The organism is Streptococcus sp. SI1 (genome assembly GCF_030439945.1).
In the GTDB taxonomy this organism is placed as follows: Bacteria; Bacillota; Bacilli; order Lactobacillales; family Streptococcaceae; genus Streptococcus; species Streptococcus intermedius.
The window spans coordinates 25265-49032 of record NZ_JAQFJE010000008.1 but is presented as its reverse complement, the minus strand read 5'-3'; the positions used below and the strand labels follow the sequence as shown (position 1 = coordinate 49032).

The 23768-nt window shown below is 38.7% G+C and carries 20 protein-coding genes and 1 pseudogene; 18 read left to right on the top strand and 3 right to left on the bottom strand.

Features of this window, described 5'->3' with window-relative positions; all coding sequences use genetic code 11:
- Positions 1 to 39: 39 nt before the first annotated feature.
- A complete protein-coding gene (locus PCY10_RS09265; protein WP_003075980.1) occupies positions 40 to 453 on the top strand; it encodes a cupin domain-containing protein in 414 nt (137 codons plus the stop codon).
- 148 nt (positions 454 to 601) lie between these two features.
- Here PCY10_RS09265 and PCY10_RS09260 read toward each other — a convergent pair whose 3' ends face one another.
- Positions 602 to 1999, bottom strand: coding sequence for a glycoside hydrolase family 1 protein (locus PCY10_RS09260; protein ID WP_021003159.1), 1398 nt, complete (start codon positions 1997 to 1999; stop codon positions 602 to 604).
- Positions 2000 to 2141: 142 nt separating this feature from the next.
- Between PCY10_RS09260 and celB the strand changes: the two genes are divergently transcribed.
- The 16 genes and pseudogenes from celB (at position 2142) to recG (ending at position 20221) form a co-directional block, all read left to right on the top strand.
- Positions 2142 to 3410, top strand: a complete 1269-nt coding sequence (celB, locus tag PCY10_RS09255; protein ID WP_020999086.1) for a PTS cellobiose transporter subunit IIC — start codon at positions 2142 to 2144, stop codon at positions 3408 to 3410.
- Positions 3411 to 3443: 33 nt separating this feature from the next.
- Complete coding sequence (locus PCY10_RS09250) at positions 3444 to 4169, top strand: GntR family transcriptional regulator (protein ID WP_003076141.1); 726 nt, start codon at positions 3444 to 3446, stop codon at positions 4167 to 4169.
- A 27-nt stretch (positions 4170 to 4196) separates the two neighbouring features.
- Positions 4197 to 5141: a mannose-6-phosphate isomerase, class I gene (gene manA / locus PCY10_RS09245; RefSeq protein ID WP_021003158.1), complete on the top strand. Its 945-nt coding sequence runs from the start codon at positions 4197 to 4199 to the stop codon at positions 5139 to 5141.
- 204 nt (positions 5142 to 5345) lie between these two features.
- Positions 5346 to 5621, top strand: a complete 276-nt coding sequence (locus PCY10_RS09240; RefSeq protein ID WP_021003157.1) for a TIGR04197 family type VII secretion effector — start codon at positions 5346 to 5348, stop codon at positions 5619 to 5621.
- 1 nt (position 5622) lies between these two features.
- Positions 5623 to 5973, top strand: coding sequence for a DUF3958 family protein (locus PCY10_RS09235; RefSeq protein WP_020999084.1), 351 nt, complete (start codon positions 5623 to 5625; stop codon positions 5971 to 5973).
- Position 5974: 1 nt separating this feature from the next.
- Positions 5975 to 7633: a T7SS effector LXG polymorphic toxin gene (locus PCY10_RS09230; protein ID WP_021003156.1), complete on the top strand. Its 1659-nt coding sequence runs from the start codon at positions 5975 to 5977 to the stop codon at positions 7631 to 7633.
- On the top strand, positions 7633 to 8247 hold the full coding sequence (gene tipC1, locus PCY10_RS09225; RefSeq protein ID WP_003075919.1) for a T7SS immunity protein TipC1: 615 nt from the start codon (positions 7633 to 7635) through the stop codon (positions 8245 to 8247). Before PCY10_RS09230 ends, tipC1 begins: the two co-directional genes overlap by 1 nt.
- Positions 8248 to 8279: 32 nt before the next feature.
- A pseudogene (locus PCY10_RS09220) lies at positions 8280 to 8738 on the top strand (hypothetical protein); the annotation flags it as partial.
- Positions 8738 to 9349 (top strand): T7SS immunity protein TipC2, encoded by a 612-nt coding sequence (tipC2, locus tag PCY10_RS09215; RefSeq protein ID WP_021003154.1) that lies wholly within the window; start codon positions 8738 to 8740, stop codon positions 9347 to 9349. The pseudogene PCY10_RS09220 and the gene tipC2, both read left to right, overlap by 1 nt.
- A 278-nt stretch (positions 9350 to 9627) precedes the next feature.
- A complete protein-coding gene (locus tag PCY10_RS09210; RefSeq protein WP_021003153.1) occupies positions 9628 to 10785 on the top strand; it encodes a DUF6688 family protein in 1158 nt (385 codons plus the stop codon).
- A 262-nt stretch (positions 10786 to 11047) separates the two neighbouring features.
- Positions 11048 to 12895 carry an APC family permease gene (locus PCY10_RS09205; protein WP_021003152.1) on the top strand — a complete coding sequence of 616 codons (1848 nt, stop codon included), beginning with the start codon at positions 11048 to 11050 and terminating at the stop codon, positions 12893 to 12895.
- A gap of 126 nt (positions 12896 to 13021) precedes the next feature.
- Positions 13022 to 15541 (top strand): preprotein translocase subunit SecA, encoded by a 2520-nt coding sequence (gene secA, locus PCY10_RS09200; protein ID WP_021003151.1) that lies wholly within the window; start codon positions 13022 to 13024, stop codon positions 15539 to 15541.
- A gap of 20 nt (positions 15542 to 15561) precedes the next feature.
- The gene (locus PCY10_RS09195) at positions 15562 to 16602 is read left to right on the top strand and encodes a 3-deoxy-7-phosphoheptulonate synthase (RefSeq protein WP_021003150.1); all 1041 of its coding nucleotides are present in this window, start codon (positions 15562 to 15564) and stop codon (positions 16600 to 16602) included.
- Between the two features lie 41 nt (positions 16603 to 16643).
- Positions 16644 to 17009 carry a holo-ACP synthase gene (acpS, locus tag PCY10_RS09190; RefSeq protein WP_009569309.1) on the top strand — a complete coding sequence of 122 codons (366 nt, stop codon included), beginning with the start codon at positions 16644 to 16646 and terminating at the stop codon, positions 17007 to 17009.
- Positions 16996 to 18102, top strand: a complete 1107-nt coding sequence (gene alr, locus PCY10_RS09185; RefSeq protein WP_021003149.1) for an alanine racemase — start codon at positions 16996 to 16998, stop codon at positions 18100 to 18102. The genes acpS and alr overlap by 14 nt, the downstream gene beginning before the upstream one ends.
- Before the next feature lie 103 nt (positions 18103 to 18205).
- The gene (gene recG, locus PCY10_RS09180) at positions 18206 to 20221 is read left to right on the top strand and encodes an ATP-dependent DNA helicase RecG (RefSeq protein WP_021003148.1); all 2016 of its coding nucleotides are present in this window, start codon (positions 18206 to 18208) and stop codon (positions 20219 to 20221) included.
- A 489-nt stretch (positions 20222 to 20710) separates the two neighbouring features.
- Here the strand turns inward: recG and PCY10_RS09175 are convergent, their stop codons facing one another.
- Positions 20711 to 21673, bottom strand: coding sequence for an asparaginase (locus tag PCY10_RS09175; RefSeq protein ID WP_021003147.1), 963 nt, complete (start codon positions 21671 to 21673; stop codon positions 20711 to 20713).
- Between the two features lie 64 nt (positions 21674 to 21737).
- On the opposite strand from PCY10_RS09175, the gene PCY10_RS09170 reads away from it, so the two are divergent.
- Positions 21738 to 23126: a Cof-type HAD-IIB family hydrolase gene (locus tag PCY10_RS09170; protein WP_301559008.1), complete on the top strand. Its 1389-nt coding sequence runs from the start codon at positions 21738 to 21740 to the stop codon at positions 23124 to 23126.
- A gap of 45 nt (positions 23127 to 23171) precedes the next feature.
- On the opposite strand, the gene PCY10_RS09165 is transcribed toward PCY10_RS09170, so the two are convergent.
- Positions 23172 to 23624, bottom strand: a complete 453-nt coding sequence (locus PCY10_RS09165) for a universal stress protein (protein WP_003028799.1) — start codon at positions 23622 to 23624, stop codon at positions 23172 to 23174.
- Positions 23625 to 23768 lie beyond the last annotated feature (144 nt).

Below are 23768 nucleotides of genomic sequence, written 5' to 3'. Positions count from 1 at the left end.
AACTTTGACTGGAAAGAGTTTTTGATGTGGAGGAAAATAATGGAACAAGAAATTGAAATCAGAAACAGTAAAGAAGCTCTTTCTCGAGTTAAGAAAAATGGAACAGAAGTCCAATATTTTTTATACCCAGAATTTGAAGTACATACAAACAAGATCCCACCAGGGAGTATTCAAGATTGGCATCGCCACCAACAGGTTGAAGAAGTGATTGTCGTTACTAGTGGAAAAATATCTATAGAGACAATAGAAAATGCGACATTAGAAAGAGCAGAAGTGAAACAAGGCGATGTCCTACGTGTTAAAAATAGCATTCATCGACTGGTGAATAGAAATCGCACATCAGCCTCTTTTATAGTGTTTCGATTTGTTCCTCAAGGAGTTAGCCAAGCTGATATCATAAAGAATGATAAATGCGATTGTGAAGAATTCGTTAAAAAAATATTGGGAGATTGAGTAGAATGCTCTCTCCGTAGATAGTTGTGATAGGAATTTTAACCGTTAAATTTCCTGTTTCAAGGATCATAACTTTGTCAGTCAGGTAAAAAATAGCAAAAGAAGCTGAGTACATTTTGTACCAGCTTTTTCTGCTATTATCAACTCGCTAGTCTTCAAAACCATTTTTGTCAGACAGTTCTTTAAAGAAATAACCTGATTTTTTAATGGTTCGCTTGCCTTGTTTGTCTAGGTCAACAGCAATGAGGCCATAGCGATTTTTATAGGCGTTATTCCAAGACCAGTTATCCATACAAGTCCACATATGGTATCCTAAGCAATTGGCTCCTTCGTGGATAGCTTGATGAAGGTAGCGAAGATGATTTTTGACAAATTCGATACGATACTCATCTTCAATTTGACCATTTGCGTTGATGTAACGTTCTTCACCTTCAACCCCCATACCATTTTCTGAGATATAGCAAGGAAGATTTCCATAGTTATCACGAACATTCATCATAATGTCGTAGATTCCTTTTTCATAGATTTCCCAACCGCGATAAGGGTTCATTTTTTTTCCTGGCATATCATAGTAGTCAAAGAAATCATCTGGCATAGGATTCTGCAGATCTTTATCAGCAGAGTTTTCTTTGGCTTGAACTCGACGTGGCTGGTAATAATTGACACCAAGCAAGTCAATGGTATTTTCTTTAATGGTCTTTAAATCCTCATTTGTGTGTTCTGGCACCATATTTAGTTCCTTAATAAGAGCAATCAAATCAGCAGGGTATTCGCCTTTGATGGCAGGATCTAAGAAAGAGCGATTAAAGAAAGCATCTGCAATTTGAGCAGCTTTGACGTCTTCAGGATTATTCTCATCACGCGGATAGCTTGGGGTTAAGTTGAGGATAATCCCAATTTTACCATCTTGCTTTTCATGATAGGCTCTGACAGCTAAGCTGCTGGCTAGCATTTCGTGAAAAGCTACTTGAACAGCATGTTTCATGTTGACTTCATTTGGATAATGGAAATTGTAGAGGTAACCACCTTCGACGGGAACAATGGGTTCATTGTGAGTGAACCAATATTTGACGCGGTCACCAAATAGGTCAAAGCAAGTTCTTGCAAAGTTTACATAAGCATCAACCGTTTCCCGATTAAGCCAACCGCCTTTTGCTTGTAGTGCCATTGGCATGTCAAAATGGTATAAGTTAATAAATGGTTCAATTCCATTTGTAATCAGTTCATCAATGAATGAATTGTAAAAATCTACGGCTTGTGGGTTAACAGCACCAACGCCTTCTGGGATTAGACGACTCCATTGGATAGAAGTGCGGAAAGAATTGTGTCCAGTTGCTTTCATTAGTTGCACATCTTCTTTGTAATACTGATAATTATAGGAAGCTTTATCAGGTCCAATATGGTTGAAAAATTTTTCAGGTTCTTTGTTGTACCAATAGTCCCAGATATTCTCTCCTTTTCCATCACCGTCAAATCGACCTTCTGTTTGCGGCCCACTGGAAGCAGTTCCCCAGAAAAAGCCTTTTGGAAATGTTAAAAATGTCATATATTTTCTCCTTTTAAAAAATCTTTACAACACAATTCTATACCTTTTGTAGAAAAAGTCAATCTTTTTGTTAAAAAGTATAGACATTTTTTGAAGAATATAGTATAGTTAAAGTATCAAAAAAGAAAAAGAGGGATAATTGATGAACAAGTTTCTAGATCAAATCGGTGATAAGTTATTGCCATTGGCAAACAAGCTCGCGGCCAATCGTTATTTGACTGTTTTGCGGGATGCCTTTATGCTCTCCTTTCCATTAACGATGTTTGGCTCAATTGTAGTCGTATTTAACAATTTGCCGTTTTTCAATGATGCAACGAAAGCTACTTTGTCTAATCTATTTGGCAGTGGACAAAATGCAACGATGTCAATTATGACAGTTTTTGTAACGTTTGGTATTGGCTATTATTTGTCTAAGAGTTATGAAGTTGAAGGGATTTTTGGTGGAGCTATTTCCTTTTCTAGTTTCCTTCTTTTGACACCGTTTTACACGATGACGGATAAAGGAGCAAAGGTTTCAGGGGTTCTTAGTTTAGATCGTTTAGGAGCTAAAGGGATGTTTCTCGGGATGCTTGTTGCATTCTTAGCAGCAGAAATCTATTGCTGGGCGACGAAAAAAGGTTGGCAGATTAAAATGCCAGATAGCGTTCCGCCTGCAGTAGCCAAATCATTTGCGGCTTTAGTTCCTGCCATGTTAACTCTAGTGGTGTTCCTGTTTGTCAATGCTGGTTTGACAGGATTTTTCAATGCAAATCTTCATGATATTATTTACAAGGTTATTCAAATACCATTGGTTGGATTGGGGCGCAGTATCTGGGCAACTTTGCTTGCAATCTTCTTTGTGCAATTTTTATGGTTCTTTGGGCTTCATGGACAAACTCTTGTCAATTCTGTCATGGATCCTATTTGGAATACCTTGATGTTGGACAATTTGGAAGCTTATCAAGCCGGCAAGCATTTACCGCATATCATTTCAAAATCGTTTATGGAAACATTTACTGTAGGACTTGGTGGTTCAGGTATGACTTTAGCAGTTGTCATCATTATGGCTTTTGTTCTGAAAAAGAAAATGTATAAGGACGTAGGTCGCTTGGCATTAGGTGCTGGAATTTTTAATGTTAACGAACCAGTTATCTTTGGTTTGCCAATCGTGTTGAATGCGACTATTTTGATTCCGTGGGTCTTGGCACCAATTATTGTTACTGCATTTAACTATATTGTGATGGCCTTGGGGATTGTTCCGGCTCCAACAGGAGTGGCAGTTCCTTGGACAGTGCCCATATTCTTTAGCGGAATACTAGCAACCAATTCTATTTTAGGAGGTATTCTTCAATTGGTGGATATGGTCATTGTAGGTCTTATCTGGTATCCATTCCTTCGTATGCTGGACAAACAACCTGATTCTGTATTATAATGAGATGAAAGAGAGATTTGCGGGAGCTATCTTATGCCTAAATACGAAGAAATAACAAATATACTTCGAGATCGAATCGCAAATGGAGTCTACCCAGTAGACTCCATGTTGCCTACTCAGTTTGAATTATCAAAAGAGTTCGGTGTTAGCCGAATGACTATAAAAAAAGCTATTGAGATTCTAACTATTGAGGGATTGATTTTTTCCAAACAAGGAAATGGAACGAGAGTGTTAAATTCCTCTTTTTGGGATAAAGAAGATTCAAAATTTCGCTTGAATAATTACAATGGCTTGAGTCAAGATTTCAAAAATGATGATCGAACATTAACTAGTAAAATTGTTCAATTTACAGTTGAATTTCCAGAAGCCGAGATTGCAGAGCGCCTGCAAGTGGAGGTGACGGCGCCGGTTTATAAAATCATACGTTTGCGTCTGCTTGATGAGAGACCCTATGTGTTGGAACATACCTATATGCCGTGTGAGTTGGTGCCAGGGTTGGATGAGACTATTTTGCTTCAGTCTATTTATGCTTATTTATGGGACGAATTAAACTTAAAATTTGCCGGAAGTTATCGCCATATTACAGCTGAAAAACCAGATGAATACGATCAGACCTACTTGTCTTGTCAAGAGACGGATCCAATTTTGCAAGTAGAGCAAGTTGTTTATTTGGAAACTGGACGTCCAATTGAGTATTCAAGAAGTCGCAATCGATTTGACACGAGAGGGTATTCTCTTTTAGATGTTAAAAATATTTAAGTTATCTATAATTAAAAGGAGGCAATGATGTCGGAACCATTATTTTTACAATCTGTTATGCATGAAAAAATCTGGGGTGGAACGAAGCTACGAGATGAATTTGGCTATGAAATTCCCAGTGACAAAGTGGGCGAATACTGGGCGATTTCGGCTCATCCACACGGTGTTTCTACCATAAAGAATGGTCGTTTTGCTGGTATGGGCTTGGATAAAGTCTATGCTGAACACCGTGAGCTGTTTGGAAATAGTAACGAACCTGTCTTTCCACTTTTAACGAAAATCTTAGATGCCAATGATTGGTTGAGTGTTCAAGTTCATCCGGATGATCACTATGCTATGGAGCACGAAGGAGAATTAGGAAAAACCGAGTGCTGGTATGTGATTGCTGCAGATGAAGGAGGAGAAATCATCTATGGGCACAATGCTCAGTCGCGAGAAGAACTGCGCCAGCAGATTGAAAAGAAAGAATGGGATACGCTCTTGACAAAAGTGCCAGTCAAGGCTGGGGATTTTTTCTATGTGCCAAGTGGAACGATGCATGCGATTGGATCTGGTATTCTGATTCTAGAAACTCAACAATCTAGTGATACAACCTATCGCGTTTATGATTTTGATCGAAAAGATGCCCAAGGTAATTTGCGGGAATTGCATTTGGAAAAATCCATTGATGTACTCAATATCGGTGCGCCGGCCAATAGTCGACCAGTTACTGTGAAAGCAGATGATTTGGCCTCAACGCTGCTAGTGGCCAGTGATTTTTTTGCTGTTTATAAGTGGGAAGTATCAGGAAAAGTTACTCTTGAGAAAACGGCTCCTTATTTATTAGTGAGTGTGCTGGCAGGACAAGGGATGATGACAGTAGATGAGAAAACTTATCCAATTGCAAAAGGAACTCATTTTATCCTACCAAGCGACGTGGAGGCTTGGACTTTTGAGGGACAAGATCTTGAAATGATTGTCAGTCATCCGTAAAAAATGATATAAAAAATCAGAGGTTGGGGGAAATTCCTTGACCTCTTTTATATGAGGTAAAGCATTATGGCGTAGTTATTGTAAATGCGGGGAATTAAAATATATTTGAAGCATTGAAAGAGACATTTAGCAGTTTTTTCTATGTTTGGTCAGTTATTTGTGATAAAATAAATAGCAATAATTGTTAATAAAAGGATAGATAATATGGGGATGATAAAAAGTGAATCAGGAGTTGCACAAACTTATGCAACGAATCTAAGAAAGGCAGGTCAAGAACTAAGCGGAATTGCAGGCGTAGAACAAGATGACCAAACAACGCTTGAAGGGAATGCACGAGCACATACTGTTCTGGGGCAATCGAAGACTTTATTAAATAAAATTGTTTCAGCTGTTGATACAGCATCCCATCATCTTCATTCGGTAGTCAGTGAGTTTGAAGCTATTGATGAAGCTGGTGCAAAATCTTTTAAGGGGAAATAATATGAGTAGATGGGATGAGTTGCACCAGCAAGAGCGGCAATTGTCGTATCAGTTAGAAGAAGTGTCTCATCGTCGTTTTCGAGCAGAAAGAATTTTAGACGACATTGAGATTTATATGAGCAATAATCAGTCTTTGGAAATGGAACTTTATGAAGCTGCCTACCAAAGTAAATATGCCAATCAATTGGAGGAAACTAGCCACCAATTAAATGTTTATAAAAACAATTTTTTCAATGACTTCGATGATTGCATCACTACTCTCAAAGCTGAAGAACGTCGGCTGGAAGATAAGATGGATGTTATTTATTACGAAAAACTAAAGGAAAGTTGTAAAGAAGAGGAGAAGAAGTAGGATGAGTATCAAGATGGACTTGGGGAAATCACAAGCACAGGCAGATAGTGTGAAGAAGATGTGCCAAGCTCAAATGGCAGGCTATCAAGCCCTGCAACAATCCATTCAAGTTTTCGCAAATGATACAGAAAGTTTGAAAGGCAAAGCATATGATTCCGCAAGAGCCTACTTTTCAACGATTCTCTTACCATTGGCTCAAGGTAGTGAGCTCTATGCAGAAAGCCTGCAAAAAGCCATTGCCAAACTTCCCGAGGAGTATCAGGCTAGGGTAGATACCAAAAGCTGGGATGAAGAGGACTTACTTCGCTTGATTCGTCAGGAAGAGGAGCAGATTCATCAATTGGAGGCAATTTATGAGAGTATTTCTAGACTAGAGATTTCCAGGACAGAAAAGCAGAATCTCCGCCGGACGAATACAGATCTGATTCGTGGTCATCAAGCGAATAAACGAGTTTATGAAGTGATTTTAGAAGGTTTGCGGGTTTATGATACTTATTCTGCCACTTTATTTGAAGAGTTGGAAGAGATTGATTTACAACTCCAAAGGGGGCTAGCACAGGCAGAACGGAGCTGGGATAGTAAAAGCAAGACATTCACTCTGCCGAGTGATTTAAGTTGGAGCAAGCGCCTTTCAGCTTATGCGGCACTAAAGGATTTGACCTTAAGCAAACAAGATAAGGTCTTTCTGGAACATCTGATGACAGAATATGGTTTTGACAGCACCACAGCAAGGCAGATATTGAAGTTGAAACAGGGACTTGAACGGAAGTTTTCAAGTATTTTTGACGACTACACTCAGGAAGAAAGAGATTATCTTCTATTTAGAATTATTGGCTCCGTTTCATATAATGGAGTGAAGTGGGATGAGACAGCGGGCTATTTGAGCAGGTATTTTTACAAGGAAGTTGTGTCTAATCCAGTAACGGGTGAGAAGCAGAAGGTGCCGAAATCATTGCTGGACATCTTTCAGGAGTTAGGACTCAGTAAGGCAGAAGCTAAGCAGTTACAGTATAATCTGAGCTTACAGCATGAAATGGCTGGAGGAACACTATCTACGACAGGAGATATGGTAAAACAAGATCCTGATTATTATGAAACGGCTAAGAATTCTTACAAATTAGTTTATGGCACAACAGAAGGATTTGACAAGTTTTGGGATGAAAGGCTAAAAGCTTATTCCAATGATGGAAGGGGGAATGCAGACTTCACCCACCAATCTATCACCATGGCCACCCATCTGAATCCGACTAGTGTGCAGCTGTCTGATATTTATGGCGGCAGGAAACATGTTAAGAATTTAGCGGGCTGGGAAGGAGACACCACCTATAATGCCAACGAAAGGAAACCTAGCATTGGTGAGGATGATTACAAGGCAGACCTGGACTCTGTCAATATCATTGGTCGGATGAAAAAGGGGCAATCTTACCAAAGTGCCATGTCTTCTTACTACAGTGATGTACAAAAAGGTCATTCTGTTCGGGAGAAAGAGTTTCTGAAAAATAAGGATTGGGAAAAGGTGAAAAAGACCATCTACGACAGTTTAGTTCCAAATGGGATTAATAAAAATGCCGATTCTGTCGTTAAGGATTATATTGCGAAAAACTATCCAGATGTATCTAAGTTTTTAAGCCGTCTAGAGTCGGTGGCAGGAGGTCAATGATGAAAAAGATAATCGGGATTTTAGTTTTCCTTCTTCTTATTTTTTCGGCAGGTATTTATTACTATATGAATCAGCCCAAAAATATTTTTGATGAGATCTATCAAGAAACGGAGAGAACGTACCGAATGAATAATATTTTAGGGAAAATTGATGGCTTTAACATTAGAGCGGTTTGGCCGGCGGATAGTGACAGTTATAAGTACACTCCATTTGGTACCTATGAAATCGAAGAGGAAGGTAGCGACTATTCTAATATTAGAGTTGGATTTAATTTTAAACGAAATAGAAAAACAGTATCAATATCCTTTAGAAAAAAATTGGATTCAAAAATTAGCTTGTCACTATGGAATATGTATAGTGCTAAAGATAAATATTTAGCTAAAACTGTAGAAATTGTTATAAAAGAGAATGGTTCAAATAACTATATTGAAGACGAAACCCAAGTCAGGTCTTATCTGAACAAACACGGCATCACTGCGAAAGATTTAGATGCTTACTATGAAAAAATCGTGAATCAAAAGGTCTTAAAAGACTGGTGCTCTATTTATAAAAGCAAGTATTCGCCAAAGGATTACGGTCAAGTAACTGTGAAAACGCAGTGGGAGAAGTGGTAGTATTGCTTGGTTATTACAGCAAAATTGATGTAGACTTCACCCACCAATCTGTCACCATGGGCACCCATCTGAATCCGATTAGTGTGCAGCTGTCTGACATTTATGGTGGCAGGGAACATGTCAAGGATTTAGCAGGCTGGGAAGGAGATACCACCTATAATGCCAACGAAAGAAAACCGAGCATTGGTGAGGATGATTACAAGGCAGATCTGGACTCTGTCAATATCATTGGTCGGATGAAAAAAGGGCAATCTTATCAAAGTGCTATGTCTTCCTACTACAAGGATGTGCAAAAAGACCATTCTGTTCGGGAGAAAGAATTTCTGAAAAATAAGGATTGGAAGAGAGTGAAGAAGACCATCTACGACAGTTTAGTTCCAAATGGGATTAATAAAAATGCCGAACCTGCCATTAAGGGTTATATTGCCGAGATTTACCCAGATGTATCTAAGTTTTTAAGCCGTCTAGAGTCGGTGGCAGGAGGTCAATGATGAAAAAGACAATCAGTATTTTAGCTTGTCTTCTACTTAGTTTATCGGCAGGCATTTATTACTATATGAATCAGCCCAAAAATATTTTTGATGAGATCTATCAAGAAACGGAGAAAACGTATCGATTGAATAATATTTTTAACAAATTGACTGATGTAGAAGTACATAGCTATCAAGAATATAGCGATGATTCAAAATTTTATCCAAGTATTTTGTATAAGGATATTGCTAAAACAGGGAATTATACAAAAATAGCGATAGATTTTAGTTTTTTAAACAAAAATAATAATATTCTTATATACTTTGAAAAAGAAATTGGCCCAAATGTCCGAGTTAGAATATGGAATAAATATACTCGTCAGGATAGGACTTTAACAAAATCTGTTAAAATCGCTTTAGAAAAGGGTGATTCCGACAAATATATTGAAGACGAAACCCAAGTCAGAGCTTATCTGAAGAAATACGGTATTACTGCGAAGGATTTAGACGCTCACTATGAAAAAATCGTGAATCAAAAAGTCTTAAAAGACTGGTGCTCTATTTATAAAAGTAAGTATTCGCCAAAGGATTACGGTCAAGTAACTGTGAAAATGCAGTGGGAGAAGTGGTAAAGTGGTTTGGCTGATAAAAACATATGTAAAAAATCTATGGAATTTCTGAGGGTTTGAAACTAAAATCCTAGATTTCAATGATGAAAAAGAGACTTCTTGACAGTAATCTTTGACAATATTTCCCATTCCTCCAGAAAGTGAAGATATGATAGATATTGAATATTTGTTATGCAAAAATCAATATCACCAGAGTGGGGGACACTCTATTAATTACTTATTTGAAGGAGTGAAGTTTAGAAATCGGTAGCTATACTATTTTACATTTAAAAGGAGAAAAAATGCTTGGTTTATTTATTGTTTTACCTCTAATATTATTGTTGATAGCAATCCCAATCATTGTTACTACTAAAACGATAAATGGTCTTACATCAGCAAAAAAACTAAACACAGATTTAGTAAAAAAATCAAATACAGATACTAATGACATATTAATCCTTACCTTCGGACCATTGTTGACAATTTTTGTTGGGAATCAAATATTTAAGATTAGTGACAATCCTTGGACTGAAGTAAATGTGAATGACGCTCTACACGCTCCAATTTGGCCAGATGCTATTCCGACTTTTGTTACATTAATTCTGCTGAGTCTTGTTGGGTACTTTGTTTTAAATTTTATTCCTTTCAAAAAACTACCGCCTCTAGTCCTGGCCAGTTGTATAGGACTGCTTTATCTTGGAATCGCCCTTTCTTTTATCTGGTCTATTCAAATGTTTACAATTATCACTAATGTTACTTCTAACTCACTGGGTTTACCAGCCTATGTTCTCATGTGTCTTATGCCTTGGAATTATGCTCTTATTTGTCTGCGCGTTATCGCTCAGACGATTCATTCATGGAATCAGCAGCAACATCAGGTTACTTATCAGAAGCCTTGGCGAACAAAATTAGCTGGCTTCTTATCAAAAAGCTATCATCTTCCAGTTATGGCTCTGCTGTTACTCCTACCTATCTTAGGGGTTGCCCTTATGATTCTGACTTTATTTGGTCAAGAGCCCGCTGCTTTAATTAAAATGTGGATTAATACTAGTGATTGGACGCTGTCACAAAAAATATCACCGCCTAGTGTAACTTATGATGAACATTATCTGTGTACTGTAGGTGCTTCAGGACATCGAAAAATCGTGAAACCACTTCGTATGGGTGTTCGGCACGGACATCGGATTATGGTTAACCGCCAGCTCCTCGTTGCTAATGCTTTTGAGCAAGTTCTAGAAGAAAAAATGCCTAAAACCCACCGTCTCATCAGAGATTTTTATGACCGTTACGGCTATCCTATTTCGCGGCACATTAAGAAAGCTTGGCAGGCAGATTTGATTTATTTTCTTATGAAACCACTGGAATGGTTTTTCTTACTAGTGCTCTATCTTGTTGATAGACATCCAGAGAATCGTATTGCCTTGCAATACTTCATTAAACCAAATCAAGAAGTAAAATAGTATGAGTCGAAAAAGTTCGCCAAGTAAAAAACAGAAGTTTCACGGAGTGTGCTTGCTTTTTCAAATCTAAAACCTTATAACATAGTTCTCCATTAATTTACTTATTTTTATACGTAATTGCAAAGCGATCCCAACGGTATAATCCTTATATTTTTGCAGGAATTGTCAGTTATATTAAAAATTGATGTCATTTTCAGAAAACGTTGATAGTGTTTCAGAAAAACGTTATAATGGCTGATATTGAAAAATTTAGGAGAAAAAAATGTTTTCCAAGTTGAAGAATATTTTTATCGGGCGCCCTTTGAAATCAAGCAATGAGGGAGAAGAAGAAAACCTATTAACAAAGTTGCAAGCTCTAGCTATGTTATCAAGTGATGCTTTATCTTCGATTGCTTATGGTCCTGAACAAGTTGTTTTAGTGTTGGTATCTGTATCTGCTGGTGCGATTTGGTGGTCGCTACCAATTGGCATTGTGGTGCTGATTTTATTGGCTAGTTTGACTATTTCATATCGTCAGGTGATTCATGCCTATCCACAAGGTGGTGGGGCTTATATGGTTACAACGGAAAATCTTTCACCAAAAGCTGGTCTGATTTCAGGTGGTAGTTTGCTGGTTGATTATATGTTGACAGTAGCGGTATCCGTTTCGTCTGGGGCAGATGCGATTACGTCAGCAATTCCTGCTTTGCATCCTTATAATTTGCATATTTCTATTATTTTAGTGCTGGTTTTAATGTTGATGAATCTACGTGGTTTGCGGGAATCTGCAGTTTCTCTTATGATTCCAGTGTATTTGTTTATCGCAAGTACTGTTTTCTTGATTGGCTTTGGCTTATTGCAATTATTGCTGGGAAATTTATCCTATCATGCAACGGCTCCTATCGGAAAATCCATCTCAGGTGTTAGCTTAGTGCTTCTGTTACGTGCTTTTACGAGCGGTTCAGCCTCTTTGACAGGTGTGGAAGCTATTTCAAATTCTGTCCCATTTTTCAAAACACCAAAAGCTGAAAATGCGGCAAAAACTTTGGCAATTATGGCAGCGATTCTTGGATTTATGTTTGCTGGCATTACCTTTTTAAATTATTGGATTGGAATTGTTCCGATAAAGGGCGTTACGACGCTTGCTCAAATGGCGCAGGCTATTTTAGGAAATTCACCTCTTGGACAGCTTCTTTTTTATGTTTTCCAATTGTCAACAGCTCTCATTCTTGCTGTGGCGGCTAATACAGGCTTTTCGGCCTTTCCTATGCTATCTTACAATATGGCAAAAAATAAATATATGCCACATATGTATATGGAGAAGGGCGCTCGCCTTGGCTACTCAAATGGGATTTTGACCTTGGCTATTGGTGCAATTTTTCTGTTGTTGATTTTCAACGGGAATACTGAGCGGCTCATTCCACTTTATACGATTGGTGTATTTGTACCTTTTGCGCTTTCTCAAACAGGAATGGTCCTACATTGGCGCAAACAGCATGGAAAACATTTCTTAAAATATTCTGTAACAAATATTCTGGGTGCAGCGATTTGTTACACAATTGTGGCGATTTTGTTGCTTTTCCGTTTGCGAGATATCTGGCCATTCTTCCCAATTATTATTATTTTGCTTTGGATTTTCTTAACAATCAAAAATCATTATAATAAAGTCGCTAAGCAACTGCGCTTGAATAAAGAAGTCGAACGAGTGAACTATGCAGGCAATCTGGTTTTAGTCCTTGTTGGGAATGTTACGCGTGTTAGTGCCGGTGCGATGAATTATGCCTGTAGTATTGGTGATGAAGTGATCGCTATGCACGTATCTACTAAAGAAACACAAGAAAAAGATGAAGAAGTAGCAAGTGAATTTAAACACTATTTTTCAGATATCCAATTTGTCAATGTAGAAACAAGTTACCGTAATATCATCAGACCAACAGTACAGTATGTGACAAAAGTCGCTCGTAATGCACAGAAGAAAGGTTATACTGTGACGGTATTAGTGCCACAGTTCATTCCAAATCATAGCTGGCAAAATATGCTACATAATCAAATGAGTCTGAAATTGAAATATTTTCTCAGATGGCATGAAAATGTTGTTGTAGCTAGCTATTCTTATCACTTAAAAGAATAAGAATATAAAACGGCGGTGTCAAATGGAACTGCCGTTTTTATCTTTTAATTTTCTTGAAAGATGTAGCAAAAAATGCTATAATGAAAAGAGCGTTTTAAATAAAAATTATGACAAGTAAGGAAGAAAATGGCGAATATTTTAAGAACAATTATCGAAAACGATAAAGGTGAGTTAAGAAGACTAGAAAAAATGGCAAAGAGAGTCATAGCTTATGAAGACGAAATGGCTGCTTTGTCAGATGAAGCTTTGAAAGCAAAGACAGATGAATTCAAGCAACGGTATCAAAATGGCGAGTCATTAGATGATTTGCTTTACGAGGCCTTTGCCGTTGTCCGTGAAGGGGCAAAGCGCGTGTTGGGCCTCTTCCCATACCCCGTACAGATTATGGGAGGAATTGTCTTACACCATGGAGATGTACCAGAAATGCGTACTGGAGAAGGAAAAACTTTGACAGCGACCATGCCGGTTTATCTGAATGCATTATCTGGTGAAGGTGTCCATGTTGTTACGGTCAATGAATACTTGACAGAACGTGATGCAACTGAAATGGGTGAATTGTACTCTTGGTTGGGACTTTCTGTTGGTATTAACCTTGCCGCAAAGTCATCAGCAGAAAAGAAAGAAGCCTATGCTTGCGATATTACCTATTCAACGAATGCAGAGATTGGGTTTGATTATTTGCGCGACAATATGGTAGTGCGTGCTGAAAATATGGTGCAACGCCCACTTAACTATGCTTTGGTTGATGAAGTGGACTCTATTTTGATTGATGAAGCTCGTACACCTTTAATTGTGTCTGGACCAACTTCGTCTGATACAAATCAGCTTTATCATATGGCGGATAGCTTTGTAAAATCATTAAACAAAGATGATTATATTATTGATGTTCAGTCTAAAACTATTGGACTTTCTGATTCGGGGATTGATAAGGCAGAAAGTTATTTCAAACTAGAAAACCTGTATGACATTGAAAATGTAGCACTGACTCACTTTGTTGACAATGCTCTTCGTGCAAATTATATTATGCTGTTGGACATTGACTATGTGGTTAGTGAAGAACAGGAAATTTTGATTGTTGACCAATTTACAGGTCGGACAATGGAAGGTCGCCGCTATTCTGATGGACTCCACCAAGCAATTGAAGCTAAAGAAGGTGTACCAATTCAAGATGAAACGAAGACCTCAGCTTCTATCACTTACCAAAATCTGTTCCGTATGTATAAGAAATTGTCGGGGATGACGGGAACGGCCAAGACAGAAGAAGAAGAATTCCGCGAAACTTATAACATTCGAGTGATTCCGATTCCTACCAACCGTCCGGTGGCTCGTATTGATCACCCAGACCTTCTTTATCCAAGTATTGAATCAAAATTTAAAGCAGTTGTCCAAGATGTGAAAGCTCGTCATGAAAAAGGGCAACCTGTACTTGTGGGGACAGTTGCTGTTGAAACGAGTGATTATATTTCTAAAAAATTAGTCGAAGCTGGAGTTCCTCATGAAGTATTGAATGCGAAAAATCACTATAAAGAAGCGCAAATCATTATGAATGCTGGTCAGCGAGGTGCTGTAACGATTGCAACCAATATGGCTGGTCGTGGTACGGATATTAAACTTGGTGAAGGCGTTCGCGAGTTAGGTGGGCTTTGTGTCATTGGTACAGAACGTCATGAAAGTCGCCGTATCGATAATCAGCTTCGTGGTCGTTCCGGACGTCAGGGAGATCCAGGGGAGTCGCAATTTTATCTGTCACTTGAAGATGAGCTCATGCGTCGTTTTGGTTCAGAGCGGATTAAAGCAGTTATGGAACGCTTCAAAATGAGTGAAGAAGAGTCGGTTATCAAATCCAAAATGTTTACTCGTCAAGTGGAAGGAGCCCAAAAGCGTGTTGAAGGGAACAATTACGATACACGTAAACAAGTCCTTCAATATGATGATGTCATGCGTGAGCAACGTGAGATTATCTATGCACAACGTTATGATGTCATTACGGCTGATCGTGATTTAGCACCGGAAATTCACGCTATGATGAAGCGGACTATTAATCGCTTTGTAGATGGCAATAGTCGTGCCGAACAGCAAGAAAAAATCGAAGCTATTGTGAATTTTGCTAAATATAATCTGGTGCCCGAAGATTCTATCAACATATCAGACTTAATCGATTTATCAGATGATGAAATAAAGGAAAACTTGTATCAACGAGCACTGGAAGTATATGACAATCAGGTCGCAAAATTGCGAGATGAAGAATCAATCAGAGAATTCCAAAAAGTTTTGATTCTGCGTGTAGTGGACAATAAATGGACTGACCATATTGATGCTTTAGATCAATTACGTAATGCTGTTGGACTCCGAGGTTATGCACAAAACAATCCGGTTGTTGAATATCAAGCAGAAAGTTTCCGCATGTTTAATGATATGATTGGTTCGATTGAGTTTGATGTTACACGGTTGATGATGAAAGCTCAAATTCATGAGCAAGAGCGTCCACGGACAGAACACCATATCAGTACAACGGCAACACGTAATATTGCAGCACAAAAATCTGGCTTACCTAGTGATATCGATTTGACAAAAGTGAAGCGCAATGACTTATGTCCATGTGGTTCTGGTAAGAAGTTTAAAAATTGTCATGGGCGCCATAGATAAGTAGTGTATAGGGGGAGATTATGACATTTAAAGCAACTAGTCAGCCAATTGATGTAGCAAAAGTTCGCAATATATCAAAATTAGAAGGAGATGCTTTAGCCAAGAAAGAAGCACGAGATCGGGAACTAGACGCAATTATTCGCGGAGAAGATGATCGAATTCTGTTGGTTATTGGCCCATGTTCTTCTGATAATGAAGCAGCTGTTCTAGAATATGCAAAACGTTTATCTACCCTTCAAGAAGAGGTAAAAGACCGTATTTTTATGGTGATGCGTGTGTATACGGCAAAACCTCGTACCAATGGTGACGGCTATAAAGGCTTGATTCATCAACCAAATGCGAAAGCAGCCCCAAGTTTAATCAATGGCATTAAAGCAGTGCGCAATTTGCATTATCGTGTTATTACAGAAACGGGAATGACGACAGCTGATGAAATGCTGTATCCGGAAAATCTTCCGTTAGTAGATGATTTGATTTCTTATATGGCTGTTGGGGCACGTTCTGTGGAAGATCAGCAACACCGTTTTGTAGCTAGTGGAGCTGACGTTGCGACTGGTTTAAAAAACCCCACTTCTGGAAATCTTAATGTTATGTTTAATGGGATTTATGCAGCCCAAAACAAACAAAGTTTCTTGTTTGCTGGTAAGGAAGTAGAGACTTCAGGCAATCCCTTAGCGCATGCTATTCTGCGCGGTGGTCTTGATGAATACGGAAAGAACATTCCAAATTATTACTATGATAATTTACTAGATACGATTGCTCAATATGAAAAAATGGGCTTAGAAAATCCTTTTATCATCATTGATACCAACCATGATAATTCTGGAAAACAGTATTTAGAACAGGTGCGGATTGTCCGTCAAACTTTAATCAATCGTGATTGGAATGAGAAAATCAAAAAAGTTGTACGCGGCTTTATGATTGAGTCTTACTTAGAAGATGGCCGTCAAAATGAGCCTGAAGTGTTTGGAAAATCCATTACAGACCCTTGTTTGGGTTGGGATAATACAGTCAGATTAGTCAAGGAAATTTATACTACCCTATCTAAAAATGAAAAATAAAAAGGATGGAGTTGAGACTAGTCTCAACTCTTTTTAAAAAGATGATTAAAGGACATGGTATTGATATAGAGGAAATTTCTTCTATTCAAAAAGTTTATGAAAAAAATGCTCGCTTTGCCAAGAAAGTTTTGACAGCCGCAGAATTTGACCGATTTGAAAAGCTGACTGGTAAGCGAAAAATGGAATATTTGGCGGGGCGTTGGTCTGCTAAAGAGGCGTTTTCTAAAGCATGGGGAACTGGCATTGGTTGTGTCACTTTTCAGGATTTAGAAATTTTAAATAATGAAAAAGGAGCGCCTATTTTCACCAAATCCCCTTTTTCTGGCAAGGTCTGGGTATCGATCAGCCATGCAGGTAATATTGTTACAGCTAGTGTGATTTTGGAGGAATATCATGAAAACGAGTAATCATCGACCTACTAAGGCAATTGTGGATTTAGCGGCTATCCATTTTAATATAAAACAAATTGCGGCACATATACCAGATGATGTTGAAAAATGGGCCGTTGTTAAAGCAGATGCCTATGGTCACGGTGCAGTTGCTGTTACGCAATCTATCGAGCCAATTGTGGATGGTTTTTGTGTTTCCAATATTGATGAAGCCTTGGAACTGAGAGAAGCTGGTATTTCAAAAAAAATTCTGGTTCTGGGAGTATCAACTATCCAGTCTGTTCCATTGGCAATGAAATACAAGATTACTTATACGGTTGCTAGTTTAGAATGGATTGATTTGTTGTTACAATCAAATATAGATGTAACTGGATTGGTTGTTCATATAAAAATCGACTCTGGAATGGGTCGGATTGGTTTTCGAAATAGCCAAGACGCTCAAGAAGCGATTCATCGTTTGAAAAAAGTAGGTGCTCAGGTCGAAGGAATTTTCACCCATTTTGCGACAGCTGATGAGGCAGATACGCAAAAATTTGAGGCACAGTTAGCACGTTTTAAAGAAATTCTAGAGCGATTAGATATTGTTCCCCCGATTGTTCATGCTAGCAATTCTGCGACGACTCTTTGGCATGCAGATACTGTTATGAAAGCAGTTCGTTTGGGTGATATAATCTATGGCCTCAATCCCAGCGGCCGTACCTTGGAGCTTCCTTATGAAATGAAACCGGCTCTTTCTCTAATTTCAGAACTGGTTCATGTGAAGCAATTAGAAGCAGGGGCAGATATTGGTTACGGAGCTACTTACACTAGCGATAGCCCACAGTTCATTGGGACGATTCCATTAGGCTATGCTGACGGTTGGACGCGAGATATGCAAGGTTTTAATGTTCTAATTGATGGGAAAGCTTGTCCCGTTGTTGGACGTGTGTCTATGGATCAGATTACCGTTCGTTTGCCTCGATTTTATCCTATTGGTACGTCAGTTGTTTTCATCGGAAAAAGCGGGGAAGAGGTTATTTCTGCAACAGATGTGGCAGAAAAACGTGGAACGATTAATTATGAAGTGGTCTGTTTGCTTAGTGACCGTGTACCTAGAATCTATAAAAAGTGAGTTAACATTTAAAAGCAGTCGGAAACACTCCAAAGATTTGTCAGAGGGGATCTGTTTTAGTCTGCTTTTATAAATTTTTGAGAAACAGAACTGAAGGGGAATTATGAATTTACACCAACCTTTAACGGTTCTGCCAGGTGTAGGACCAAAATCTGCCGAAAAATTGAGTAAACTTGGTATTGAGAACCTGCAGGATTTGCTGCTCTATTTTCCATTTCGTTATGAAGACTTTAAAAGTAAAAATGTGTTAGAATTGGAAGATGGTGAAAGGGCAGTTGTTTCAGGAGTGGTCGTTACACCGGCTAACGTGCAGTATTATGGTTATAAGCGTAATCGCCTGCGTTTTACTATCAAGCAAGGTGAAGTGGTCCTTGCCGTCAACTTTTTTAATCAGCCTTATCTAGCAGATAAGGTAGCACTTGGTTCAACTATTGCTATTTTTGGCAAATGGGATAAGGCCAAGGCTGGTTTGACTGGAATGAAAATTTTAGCACAAGTAGAAGATGATTTGCAGCCAGTCTATCGGGTGGCTCAGGGGATTAGTCAAGCGAGTTTAGTAAAGACTATTAAAATAGCTTTTGACCAAGGCCTAGACCTTCTATTGGAAGAAAATCTGCCTCAAATTCTGCTAGATCATTATCAACTATTGGGACGTAGCCAAGCTGTGCGCGCGATGCATTTTCCAAAAGATTTGGCAGAATACAAGCAAGCTGTACGGCGGGTTAAATTTGAAGAACTTTTTTACTTTCAAATGCAATTGCAGGTTTTAAAGAGGGAAAGCAAGGATGTGAGTCACGGATTTGCTATCCCGTGGCGAGATGATTTATTAGAGAAGAAGTTGTCATTGCTCCCTTTTGAGCTAACGGATGCCCAGAAACGGAGTCTCGATGACATTCTACAGGATATGCAAGCCCCGATCCACATGAACCGACTTTTACAGGGAGACGTTGGTAGTGGAAAGACAGTGGTTGCGTGTCTAGCTATGTATGCCGCTTATTCAGCTGGGGTGCAGTCTGCTCTTATGGTACCGACTGAAATTTTGGCTGAACAGCACTTTGCTAGCCTCACTCAGCTTTTTCCTGAGTTACGGATAATTCTGTTGACAGGAGGAATGAAATTAGTAGAACGAAAGCAGGCATTAGATGCTATTAAAACTGGACAGGTGGATATGATTGTTGGAACCCATGCCCTGATTCAAGAAGGAGTTTCCTATCATCGTTTGGGCCTAGTAATTATTGATGAGCAGCATCGTTTTGGAGTGGAGCAGAGACGGGTTCTGCGGGAAAAGGGGGATAATCCTGATGTTCTCATGATGACTGCAACACCGATTCCGAGGACACTTACGATCACTGCCTTTGGCGATATGGATGTGTCGGTTATTGATCAAATGCCAGTGGGGCGTAAGCCGATTATCACTCGCTGGGTCAAGCACGAGCAGCTGAATGTGGTTCTCAATTGGTTGGAGAAAGAGCTGCAAGTAGGTGCTCAGGTATATGTCATCTCTCCTTTGATTGAGGAGTCAGAAGCGCTGGATCTAAAAAATGCTATTGCTTTGGAAGAGGAATTAAAGATTTATTTCGGTGACAAAGCACAAGTGTCTCTGCTACATGGTAAAATGAAGAACGATGAAAAAGATGCCATTATGCAGGGCTTTAAGAGAGGAAAAATAGATATTCTGGTATCTACAACAGTCATTGAAGTCGGTGTTAATGTGCCAAATGCTACGGTTATGCTAATCATGGATGCGGATCGTTTTGGGCTCAGTCAGCTCCACCAATTGCGCGGGCGGGTAGGACGTGGAGACAAGCAATCTTATGCGGTTCTCGTGGCTAATCCCAAGACTGAATCTGGTAAGAAGCGCATGAAAATCATGACAGAAACGACTAACGGTTTCGTCTTAGCTGAGGAAGACCTGAAAATGCGTGGTTCTGGTGAAATCTTTGGCACTCGGCAGTCTGGTTTACCAGAATTTCAGGTGGCGGATATTGTAGAGGATTATCCGATTTTAGAGGAAGCCAAAAAAGTTGCTAGCCAAATTGTATCTATTCCTGATTGGCGAACGCATGCAGATTGGCATATTGTAGCACTTTATTTGGATAAGCAGGGTTATTTGGACTGACTTTAGTCAGCATGATGGATACATCAAAAAAGGTGAGAGATAGGACTAAAATTTTTTAGTCCTATCTCTCACCTAAAAACTCTACTAAACTTGAAAAGTGAATAGCCTTGAGACCCTGTTTCGCAAGTTCTACCAATAACTAAAAGTCAATTAGCTATTGTGTCATTGGTTTATTGCAACGTATATTTTCAAATTGAGGCGTTTTGCAATAGCCTCTTTAGAATTAAGTTTTCTGAAAGAAATCTATAAGCCTGTTTTAAGTTTTTCAGGCTATACTAAATTCATCAAAAAGAAAGAGGTAAGTCCAATGACAGTAAACATTAAAGTGAATTATAACAAAACATTCAAAAATACAGGAAAGGAATTAGAAATATATGGTAGATAACTAAAAAACAAGCGAGTTAAAAAACTTTTTTTCATAAATCTCCTAAACATAAAATCTCCTAAAAAGCTTCGAAATAATCGAGGCTTTTTATCTATATAAGAACTCTAGCCTTCTATGTAGTTTTTTAATGTCTGCCCTTGAAGTCCAGCATTAAGGGCGATGAGAAGTTTGATACGAGCTTTAGGAGCATTTAATTCTTTAACAAACATAATCCCTGCTTCATGAAGGGTCACACCGCCTCCTTCATAAGCATAAACTGGCTCTGCAATGCCATTGAAGCAACGAGATACCAATGCAATTGGGAGACCACAAGCAGTCATATGACTGAGCTTTTGTGCCACTTCTTGTGGTAGATTCCCAGCTCCGAAGGCTTCAATGATGAGACCGTCTATTTTCTTCAAATCTAACATATCCAGCAATTCGGTTGTCATTCCAGCATAGGTGGGGATAATAGGAATCAAGCCAGTAATCTTATTCAAATGAAAATGCACGCGTGGTTCGGCAGTTTTAAAATAGAGGATTTCCTTTTTCATAATTAATCCAAGTGGACCATGAGTTGGCGTTTGAAAGGTACTGACATTTGTTGTATGTGTTTTTGTTACGTATTTAGCAGAATGGATTTCATCATTCATAACTACTAGAACACCCTTTCCGCGTGCTTTTTCATCACTTGCAACACGAAGTGCAGACAAATAATTGTAAACTCCGTCACTCCCGAGTTCATTAGAGCTTCGCATGGCACCAGTCAAAACAACAGGAATATTTGGAAGTTCCATCGTATCCAAAAAATATGCCGTTTCTTCTAGAGTATCGGTTCCGTGAGTAATCACAACACCGTCAAAATGCTTTCCATCTGCCTTGATTCTTTTGTACAATTGTAGCATGTGCTGCGGTGTCATGTGAGGACTAGGAATATTGAATATATCAAGAGCAGTCACTTGAACGCCTTCTAGAGGAACTGCGATATGGTTCATGGGATTATGTTCATTTGTGACGACTTTTCCAGTGGTGTCAGCTTGCATGGAAATAGTACCGCCAGTATGTAAAACTAGAATTCTTTTGGTCATAAGTGAGCTTCTCCTGAATCTATGCTATAATTATTGTATCATAAAAGAAAGAGATGAGAAATGAATGGAAATCAAAGCAGTCTTTTTTGATATTGACGGGACATTAGTAAATGATAGTCGGACGGTCTTGAAATCCACAGAACAAGCGATCCATAGTTTAAAACAGCAAGGTATTTTAGTTGGTTTAGCAACAGGAAGAGGCCCCTTTTTTGTCCAATCCTTTATGGAACAGTTGGATTTAGATTTTGCAGTGACCTATAATGGACAATATATTTTTTCAAAAGAGAAAGTCATTTCTGCCAAGCCAATAGATAAAACGAGCTTACGTCATTTGATTCAATATGCGCATCAGCATAAAATAGAAATTTCATTTGGGACAAAATCAGGAATGGTTGGTTCAAAAATCATGAGCTTTGGCATGAGCAAGTTTTCTCAATGGACTAGCCGTTTTGTTCCGAAAAAGATGACACATTTGGTCAATAAAGGTTTCAATCATGTAATCAGTAAGGCGCTCCCTCAACAACAGAATGATTTATTTAAATCTATTCAAGAGCTGATTTATCAAGTGTTAATATTGGCGACTCCGAGAGAAACACAATCTATAGAAGCCGATTTTCCAAATTTAAAATTCACTCGCAGCAGTCCTTTTGCAGCTGACATTATCAATCAGGGTATGTCCAAGCTAGAGGGGATTAAGCTGGTTGGAAAGGAATATGGCTTTGATATCAATCAAGTCATGGCTTTTGGTGATTCTGATAATGATGTTGAAATGTTAGCGGGGGTTGGGATGTCCATCGCTATGGGAAATGGAACTAGTCGCGTGAAAGAAGTTGCGAAACACACTACTAGCAGTAATAGTCAGGACGGAATTCATAAGGCTTTGGAGCATTTTGGTATTCTGGCGAGTGAAAAAGTCTTTATCAGTAGCGACCACCACTTTAATAAGGTTAAAGAATTTCATGGGATAATGGATGAATGCACGCAGGAAGAGCCCATTCTGTGGACAACAGAGGGTGCTCGTCATCGTGCAGGCTTCAAGGTAGAAGAGCTAGTGGAATTTTTACGTGCAGCCAGTCCGTCAGAAGAAATTTTCAATCAGTCTGTTCAATCTTTGCATAAAGCGATAGATAAAGCTTCCGATAAGGTTAAACAGAAGAGTAACGCAGAGATGTCTCTCGTTGGACAAGTAGATGCACTGATTGATATGCTATATTTTACTTATGGTAGTTTTGTTTTAATGGGAGTAGATCCTGAGCGTTTATTTGAAATTGTACACCAAGCGAATATGGGGAAACTCTTCCCAGATGGTAAAGCGCACTTTGACCCAGTTACTCATAAAATTTTAAAACCAGATGATTGGGAAAAAAATTATGCACCGGAACCTGCTATCAAAAAAGAGCTCGAACGTCAGATTCAAGCTTATCAACGAAATTGTGAAAAAAATGAAGAATAAAAAAGAGGAGAGACTGGTTTATGCCAATCTCTCTTTATCTTTGTATTATAATGTTTTTTCCTTATCACGAACAACAAGTAAGTCAACTTTTGCATGACGCAAGATGTATTCAGATGAGGAACCAACCAGTAACCGTTCAAAGGCATTGAGCCCGGTAGCACCGACCATGATGAGATCAACTTTTTGTTCTTCTGGAATATCAGTGGCAAGAAGGGTTTTCGGATTTCCCATTTCAACAACTGTGACAACATTTCCCACACCAGCTTCTTTGGCTTTTTCAGCATATTGATCCATGAGTTTTTTTGCGTCTTCTTGTAATTCTTCATAGACTTCTGCATCAAATGTAGAAACGCTTTGCAATGCACGTGTATCAATAACATGTGCAATTGTTAGACGTGAATTATTTCTTAGCGCCACATTTACCCCTTTTTCAAAGGCAAGTTCGGCTTCGTGAGAACCATCAACAGCAACCATAATGTTTTGATATCTTTGTAGCATAGGAATACCTCCATTCTTTCTTTAGTTATATTGTAACCCTTTACATGAAAAAAGTAAAGTATTTTCAAGCAGACTTTACAAGAAGTTTTTGAGATTTTTTAGAAAAATTGCGTTATAATAAATTGATTCTTTTGAAATGAGGAA

Bases quoted from the DNA above. Each gene is read 5' to 3' on its own strand.
- PCY10_RS09235 (WP_020999084.1), top strand. From the start codon at position 5,623: ATGAGTAGATGGGATGAGTTGCACCAGCAAGAGCGGCAATTGTCGTAT.
- PCY10_RS09195 (WP_021003150.1), top strand. From the start codon at position 15,562: ATGACATTTAAAGCAACTAGTCAGCCAATTGATGTAGCAAAAGTTCGC.
- PCY10_RS09170 (WP_301559008.1), top strand. From the start codon at position 21,738: ATGGAAATCAAAGCAGTCTTTTTTGATATTGACGGGACATTAGTAAAT.
- PCY10_RS09250 (WP_003076141.1), top strand. From the start codon at position 3,444: ATGCCTAAATACGAAGAAATAACAAATATACTTCGAGATCGAATCGCA.
- PCY10_RS09205 (WP_021003152.1), top strand. From the start codon at position 11,048: ATGTTTTCCAAGTTGAAGAATATTTTTATCGGGCGCCCTTTGAAATCA.
- PCY10_RS09265 (WP_003075980.1), top strand. From the start codon at position 40: ATGGAACAAGAAATTGAAATCAGAAACAGTAAAGAAGCTCTTTCTCGA.
- PCY10_RS09175 (WP_021003147.1), bottom strand. From the start codon at position 21,673: ATGACCAAAAGAATTCTAGTTTTACATACTGGCGGTACTATTTCCATG.
- tipC2 (WP_021003154.1), top strand. From the start codon at position 8,738: ATGAAAAAGACAATCAGTATTTTAGCTTGTCTTCTACTTAGTTTATCG.
- PCY10_RS09260 (WP_021003159.1), bottom strand. From the start codon at position 1,999: ATGACATTTTTAACATTTCCAAAAGGCTTTTTCTGGGGAACTGCTTCC.
- manA (WP_021003158.1), top strand. From the start codon at position 4,197: ATGTCGGAACCATTATTTTTACAATCTGTTATGCATGAAAAAATCTGG.
- PCY10_RS09240 (WP_021003157.1), top strand. From the start codon at position 5,346: ATGGGGATGATAAAAAGTGAATCAGGAGTTGCACAAACTTATGCAACG.
- alr (WP_021003149.1), top strand. From the start codon at position 16,996: ATGAAAACGAGTAATCATCGACCTACTAAGGCAATTGTGGATTTAGCG.
- tipC1 (WP_003075919.1), top strand. From the start codon at position 7,633: ATGAAAAAGATAATCGGGATTTTAGTTTTCCTTCTTCTTATTTTTTCG.
- recG (WP_021003148.1), top strand. From the start codon at position 18,206: ATGAATTTACACCAACCTTTAACGGTTCTGCCAGGTGTAGGACCAAAA.
- PCY10_RS09165 (WP_003028799.1), bottom strand. From the start codon at position 23,624: ATGCTACAAAGATATCAAAACATTATGGTTGCTGTTGATGGTTCTCAC.
- PCY10_RS09210 (WP_021003153.1), top strand. From the start codon at position 9,628: ATGCTTGGTTTATTTATTGTTTTACCTCTAATATTATTGTTGATAGCA.
- celB (WP_020999086.1), top strand. From the start codon at position 2,142: ATGAACAAGTTTCTAGATCAAATCGGTGATAAGTTATTGCCATTGGCA.
- PCY10_RS09230 (WP_021003156.1), top strand. From the start codon at position 5,975: ATGAGTATCAAGATGGACTTGGGGAAATCACAAGCACAGGCAGATAGT.
- secA (WP_021003151.1), top strand. From the start codon at position 13,022: ATGGCGAATATTTTAAGAACAATTATCGAAAACGATAAAGGTGAGTTA.
- acpS (WP_009569309.1), top strand. From the start codon at position 16,644: ATGATTAAAGGACATGGTATTGATATAGAGGAAATTTCTTCTATTCAA.